Source organism: Frankia sp. CcMO1 (assembly GCF_977945845.1).
Window position 1 is genome coordinate 1 of sequence record NZ_CDWTMG010000265.1, and the last position, 6306, is coordinate 6306.

6 protein-coding genes are annotated in these 6306 nt (G+C 71.5%); all 6 read right to left on the bottom strand.

The window, feature by feature from the left end; translation table 11 throughout:
* A partial coding sequence (locus tag AC08OU_RS21405) for an ABC transporter ATP-binding protein (protein WP_476605631.1) occupies positions 1-2072 on the bottom strand: 2072 nt, incomplete at its 3' end.
* A gap of 67 nt (positions 2073-2139) precedes the next feature.
* Positions 2140-2370 (bottom strand): MbtH family protein, encoded by a 231-nt coding sequence (locus AC08OU_RS21410; RefSeq protein ID WP_476605632.1) that lies wholly within the window; start codon positions 2368-2370, stop codon positions 2140-2142.
* Between the two features lie 275 nt (positions 2371-2645).
* The gene (gene dpgD, locus AC08OU_RS21415) at positions 2646-3452 is read right to left on the bottom strand and encodes an enoyl-CoA-hydratase DpgD (protein WP_476605633.1); all 807 of its coding nucleotides are present in this window, start codon (positions 3450-3452) and stop codon (positions 2646-2648) included.
* 5 nt (positions 3453-3457) lie between these two features.
* On the bottom strand, positions 3458-4702 hold the full coding sequence (gene dpgC, locus AC08OU_RS21420; RefSeq protein WP_476605634.1) for a (3,5-dihydroxyphenyl)acetyl-CoA 1,2-dioxygenase DpgC: 1245 nt from the start codon (positions 4700-4702) through the stop codon (positions 3458-3460).
* On the bottom strand, positions 4699-5370 hold the full coding sequence (dpgB, locus tag AC08OU_RS21425; protein WP_476605635.1) for an enoyl-CoA-hydratase DpgB: 672 nt from the start codon (positions 5368-5370) through the stop codon (positions 4699-4701). The genes dpgC and dpgB overlap by 4 nt, the downstream gene beginning before the upstream one ends.
* 20 nt (positions 5371-5390) lie before the next feature.
* Positions 5391-6306 (bottom strand): 3,5-dihydroxyphenylacetyl-CoA synthase DpgA (gene dpgA / locus AC08OU_RS21430; protein WP_476605636.1); only part of this gene is annotated, 916 nt, incomplete at its 5' end.

The window sequence follows — 6306 nt, forward strand, 5'->3', positions numbered from 1 at the left end:
CCCGGTGGGAGACCGCCCGGCGGGAAACCGCCCGGCGGGAGACCGCCCGGCGGGAGACCGCCCGGCGGCGGGCCGGTGATGAACGCGCCCGGGCTCATCCCGTCGCCGCCGACGCCCGCGCCGACAAGCTCGATCGCCGGGATCCGGCCCGGGCCCTGGGCGAACTGGGTGCGGTAGAGCTCGGCGTAGCTTCCACCGGCCTCGAGCAACTCCTCGTGCACACCGGCCTCGACGATCCGGCCGCCGTCGACCACGAGGATCTGGTCGGCCTCGCGGATGGTGGACAGCCGGTGCGCGATCACGATGGAGGTGCGGCCGGCCAGCGCGGTGCGCAGCGCCTGCTGGACTGCGCTCTCGGACTCGGAGTCGAGGTGCGCGGTGGCCTCGTCCAGGACGACGACCGAGGGTGCCTTCAGCAGCAGCCGGGCGATCGCGAGCCGCTGCTTCTCCCCGCCGGAGAAGCGGTAGCCGCGGTCGCCCATCACGGTGTCCAGGCCCTCCGGCAGCCGGCGGACCAGGTTCCAGATCTGGGCCGCCTCGCAGGCCTCGACGAGTTCGCGCTCGGTGGCCTCCGGCCGGGCGTAGAGCAGGTTGTTGCGGATCGTGTCGTGGTAGACGTGGGCGTCCTGGGTGACCATGCCGACGGTCGCGCGCAGCGAGTCGAGGGTCAGCCCGCGGACGTCCTGGCCACCGACCAGCACCGTGCCGGAGACCGGGTCGTACAGCCGCGGCACCAGATAGGTGATCGTGGTCTTGCCGGCGCCGGAAGGGCCGACCAGGGCGGTCAGCCGGCCGGCGCGGGCGGTGAAGCTGACGTCGGTCAGGGTCAGCGCGCCGTCCCCGCCGTGCCGGGCCGGTAGCGCTCGATTCTCCAGCGAGGCCAGCGAGACCTCGGCGGCCGACGGGTAGCGGAATCTCACCCCGCGGAACTCCACGTCGGGCGCGGCGCCGCCGTCACCGGTGGGCGCGCCGGCTGTGGGGGCCGCGGACCGCTCGGTGAGCGCGACCGCCCCCGGCCGCTCGGTGATCACCGGCTTGAGGTCCAGCAGCTCGAACAGCCGGTCGAAGCTGACCAGCGCGGTCATCACGCCGGCCTGCACGTTCGAGAGCTGGTTGATCGGGCCGAAGAGCCGGGTGAGCAGGGTGGCCAGCGCCACCAGGGTGCCGATCTGAAAGGACCCCTCGACGGCCAGCCAGCCACCGACGCCGTAGACCACCGCGGTTGCCATCGCCGCCAGGAAGGCGACCGTCACCATCAGCATCCGGGTATAGACGGTCGCCGCCACGCTAATGTCGCGGACCTCGCCGGCGTGCCGAGAGAACAGCGTCACCTCCTCACGGGGCCGGCCGTAGAGCTTGGCCAGCAGTGCGCCGGCCACGTTGAAGCGCTCCTCCATCAGCGAGCTCATGTCGGCGTTGAGCTGCATCGCCTCGCGCATCAGCCGTTGCATCCGGCGGCCGATCATCCGGCCCGGCAGGATGAACAGGGGCAGCACGACCAGCGAGACCAGCGTGATCTGCCAGGACAGGTAGAACATCGTGGCGAGGACGACGAGCAGCGCCAGCCCGCCGGAGGTGACCGAGGACAGCAACATGGTCAGGGCCTGCTGCGCGGCGACCACGTCGGTGTTCAGCCGGCTGATCAGCGAGCCGGTGCGGGCCTGCGTGAAGAAGGCCAGCGGCTGGGTGCTGACATGGGCGAACACCTCGGTCCGCAGGTCGTAGATCATGCCCTCGCTGACCCGGCCGGAGCACCAGGACTCGATCAGGGTGCAGACCAGGTCGAGCACGGCCAGGCCGGCCACGATCAGCGCCACCGTCACCACCACCGAGGCCCGGCCGCGCATCACGCCGTCGTCGATCAGAACCTTCAGTAACAGCGGCGAGCCGGCGATGATCAGCGAACTGACCGCCGTCGTCAGGATCAGGACCGTCATGCTCCCGCGGTACCTGCGGGCGTAGGGCAGGATCCGCCGGACGATCCCCGGCCGGATCCGCTGCGGTGCCGCGGGCGACTCCTCGTCGCCCTCCATCGCCTGGATCACCATTCCGGGAGCTGGTCCGCCGATCATTCGGTCCCCCCCTCCTTCCGTGCCGTCGAGGGGCCCGCCGTCTGCTGCGCCTCGTTGTGGTCCACGGTCAGACCGTGTGCTCGCGGCGGTGTTCCTCGATGCTGCGGATCAGGCTCTTCGGACGCATGTCCGTCCAGTGCGCCTCGATGTAGGCCAGGACGGCGGCCCGCCCGTCCTCCCCGAACACCACTTCCCAGCCGGCCGGCACCGGTGCGAAGGACGGCCACAAGGAGTACTGGCCCTCCTCGTTAACCAGGGCGAAGAACGATCCCTCGGAGTCGTCGAAAGGATTGGTCATGGCAGTTTCCTCCCGTGCTCAAGCACAGTCGAATACACCGCGGAGGGCAAGCGCATTCGTCATCATCCCCAAGCCTCACCGTAATTCCTTGACTTTCCATCCAGCAACGCGACGTCCAACTGTTCGGCAGCCAGTTGGACGGCCCCAGGAATGCCCTCGGAATAGCTCACGAGAAACCCTGGCAAAAGCAGTGGGAGAGCCGCCGGACGACCCACGGCAACAGACTGCCGAATCACGGGACGAAAGGCTCGGTAGCACCCGTCCCTATTCCGGGGTCATTCTCCGGACCACTGCGGTTCACGTCCCTCGGCGAAGGCTGCGACACCCTCCCGGGCGTCGGCGCCGGCGCGCCGGCGCCGTTCCCAGTCGAAGCGGGTGCCGAACGCCTCCGGCAGCGGCATGTCCAGCGACGCGTACGTCGCCTCCTTCAGCGCCCGGACGGCCAGCGGCGCGGCCCGCACCAGGTCCGCCGTCCAGCCGGCGACCCGGGCGTCCAACTCCTCCGCCGGCACCACCTCGTTGACCAGGCCGAAGCGCAGCGCGGTGGCGGCGTCCAGCCGGCGACCGGTGAGCAGGTAGCCCATCGCCTGTTTCAGCGGCAGCTGCCGCGCCAGCCGGAACGCGCCGCCCGCCCCCGGCACCAGGCCCAGCCGGACCTCCGGCAGGCCGAAGCTGGCGTGTTCCGCTGCGACCACCAGGTCGCAGGCCAGCACCAGCTCGAAGCCGCCCCCCAGGGCGTAGCCGTTGACCCGGGCCAGCACCGGCTTGGTCAGCGAGAACCGTTCGGTCAGCCGTGGCCAGCCGGGCTGGCCACGGCTGCCGAACGTGGTCGGCTGGGCACCCTCGCTTTGCAGCCGGGCCCGCTCGCGCAGGTCCTGCCCGACCGAGAACGCCCGGTCCCCGGCGCCGGTGAGCACGGCGCAACGGACCTCGGGATCTGCCTCGACATCGTCCCAGACCTCGGCGAGTTCGGCGTGCATGCGCAGGTCCATCGCGTTCAGCACCCGGGGGCGGTTCAGGGTGACGAAGGCGACGTGATCCTGCTTCCGGTAGCGGACCCGGGGCTCGCCGTCCGTATGCACCGACCTCAGTCACCACCCGCGGCGAACCGGCCGACCTTGCCGACGACGTCGTCGGCGTGCAGCCGCAGCGCCTGCTGCAGGGCGAACTCGGCGGCGTAACGGCGGAACTCCTCCGCGGGGTCGCCGAGCAGGTTCAGCATCCGCCGGTTCGTCACCACCGCCGGAGCCCGCAGCGCCAGCGCGGCTCGCTCGACCGCCTCGTCCATCCGTTCCGGCTCGACCACCTCGTCGACGACCAGCGCGGCAGCGGGCTCGCCTGCGTGGATCCGCCGCCCGCCCAGGATCACCTGACGGGCGATCCGCGGGCCGGTGGCCCGGGCCAGCCGCAGGTTCGACATCCCGGGCACGATGCCCTCCTGCGCCGCCGGCAGCATGAAGTAGGACTCTGCGGAGGCCACCACATGGTCGAAGACCAGCAGCAGCTGGGCTCCGCCGCCGATCGCGAAGCCGTCAACAGCGGCCAGCCACGGCTTTTGCACGGTCGGGGTGTGCCAGCTGCCCGGGGCGTCCGGGTCGAGCAGCAGGCCGCGGGAGATCTTCGAGATGTAGCCCAGCTCGCGCCGGAGCATGAAGCCGACCAGGGTGATCCGTCCGAGATGCAGTTCCCTGAGGTTGACCCCGGCGCTGAACACCCGGCGGCCGCGGTAGCGGGGCTTGGTCATCTCCCCACCGCGCAGCACCGCGACCTTCACCTGCGGGGCGAGCAGGGCCAGGTCGACCGCGGTCTCCAGATCGTCGACCTGCTCCTCATCCTCGGCGTTGAGGCAGTCCTCGCGGGTCATGGTCAGGTGCGCCACGCCGTCGCGGCACTCCAGCAGCACCGAGCGCAGTACGATCCGGCCGGTGGCGGCGAAGTCCGCCAGCAGCCCGAGCGCCCGCTCGGTGGGCTGCAGCATGCTGTCCAGCAGGTGCGTGCCCGCAATCGGCGAGCCGAGCAACCCGCGCAGGAAGATGCCCTGGTCGATCTCCAGCCCCGGCTTGCGCGCCTGGGGCAGGCCGCACTCGGCGGCCAGTTCCGCGGCCGCCGGCACCAGCCCGGGGAACCGCTCGCCGGCCGCCGCGATCAGTGCGTCCAGCCGCGGCCGGAGGCTGAGCCCGGCAGTCAAGTCATCGTAGACAGCCTCGGCGTGACGGTCCATGAAGCGCGCCCGCCGGCTCCGCTGCTGGTCGAGATCCTGCCCGGCGGCCGCTACCGCCTCGGCATCCCACAGCGCGGTGACCGGCGTCGGCGGCGTGGCACGGGCGGTCACGGCGCACTGCCCCGCAGCAGCCGGTCACAGGCCGCCAGGTGGCCGCCGAGGGCCTCGTCGAAGGCGATGCCCGCGGTCTCCAGCACCAGTCGGCGGCGGATCGCCAACTCCTTGCCCTGCGGCGGGTGCTCGCCGAGCAGTCCCGCCAGCGCCTGCTCCGGGTGGCTACCGACCTCCTGCACCAGCCCCAGCTCCAGCGCCCGGCCGGCGTCGATCGGATGGCCGAGCAGCACCGCGGTCCGGGTGGCAGCCAGCCCGGCCTGGGTGGCGAGCCGGTAGACGGCCATCCCCGGCCAGCTCCCACCGTCCGCCACCGGCAGCAGCAGGCGCAGGTCCGATGCCGCGACCCGCAGGTCGGTGGCGAGCAGGACGTCGAGCGCGATCCCGCCGACGTCACCGCCGGCGATCACCATGGTCAGTTCGTCGAGCCGCTCCAGCCGGCGCAGCGCCCGCTCCCACTTGGTAACCACCGAGGTGGTGGTGCCGTCCAGCCAGCCCGGTCCGGGGGCGCCGGACACCTGCAGCAGCACCGGACCGTGGTCCTCGTGGGCCTGGACCCGCTCGCAAAGGCCATCCAGCGCCCGGACCGCCTCCGCGTCCAGCGGCCGGGAACCGTCCACCTGCAGCAGCACCGCTTCGGTCCTCGTCATCACGCCGGCCACGGGCATGCCTCCGTCCATCGTCGTTCTCACCATCGGAGCAGGGCCGTCTCGAGGGTGGCGCCCGGGCCCATCGTCATCATCACGCCGTGGTCGCCGGGCTGGACCACGCCCTGCTCCAGCAGCCGCCGGTAGGAGAACAGGAAAGAGGCGCTGGAGACATTGCCGTGATCGCGCAATACGCCACTGGTGTGCCGGACGTCGTAGCGGCTCAGTCCCAGGTTGACCACCACGGCGTCGATCACTTTCTTGCCGCCGGAGTGCACCAGCCAGTGCCGGACGTCGCTGCGCCACAGCCCGGTACCGGCCAGCAGCCGGTCGACGACCACTTCGGCGTGCGCGCCCACCACGTAGGGGATCTGCGGGTCGAGGTAGAAGCTGAACCGGGCCGTGTCGCGGTCCCAGTCGTAGCGCATCGCGTCGACGGCCTCCGGGATGATGCAGCTGGCGAACTTGAGGATCTGCGGCCCATCGGCCAGCACCGTGGTGGCCGACGGCTCCGCCAGCACCTCCAGGCCGTCCGCACCGCCGGTGTCCTCGGTGACCAGCGCGATCGCTGCCGCGCCGTCACCGAAGAGGCTGTTGACGACGGCGGTGCGCAGCGTGCCGTCCAGGGCGTAGGCCGCCGAGCATGCCTCCGTACAGATCATCACCGCAATCCGGCCGGGGTTGGCCACGGACCAGCCGGAGACCACGTTCAGCGCGTTCAGCCCGGCGTTACAGCCCATCCCGACGATGTCGCTGCGGCTGACGTACCGGTCGATGCCTAGCTCGCGGATCAGCAGCGCGCTGATCCCGGGGGTGAGGAACCCGGTGGAGGTCACGCAGCACAGGTGTCCGAGGTCGGCCAGGTCGATCCCGGCGTCGGCCAGACAGCCCAGCAGCGCCTCGGCGGCCATGGCGACGGCGTGCCGCTTGTGCTTGTCGAGCAGGTCGCCCTGGGCC

What these genes read in the sequence shown, in the direction of transcription:
- AC08OU_RS21410 (WP_476605632.1), bottom strand. Translation starts at nt 2,370, where the DNA reads ATGACCAATCCTTTCGACGACTCCGAGGGATCGTTCTTCGCCCTGGTT.
- dpgB (WP_476605635.1), bottom strand. Translation starts at nt 5,370, where the DNA reads ATGCCCGTGGCCGGCGTGATGACGAGGACCGAAGCGGTGCTGCTGCAG.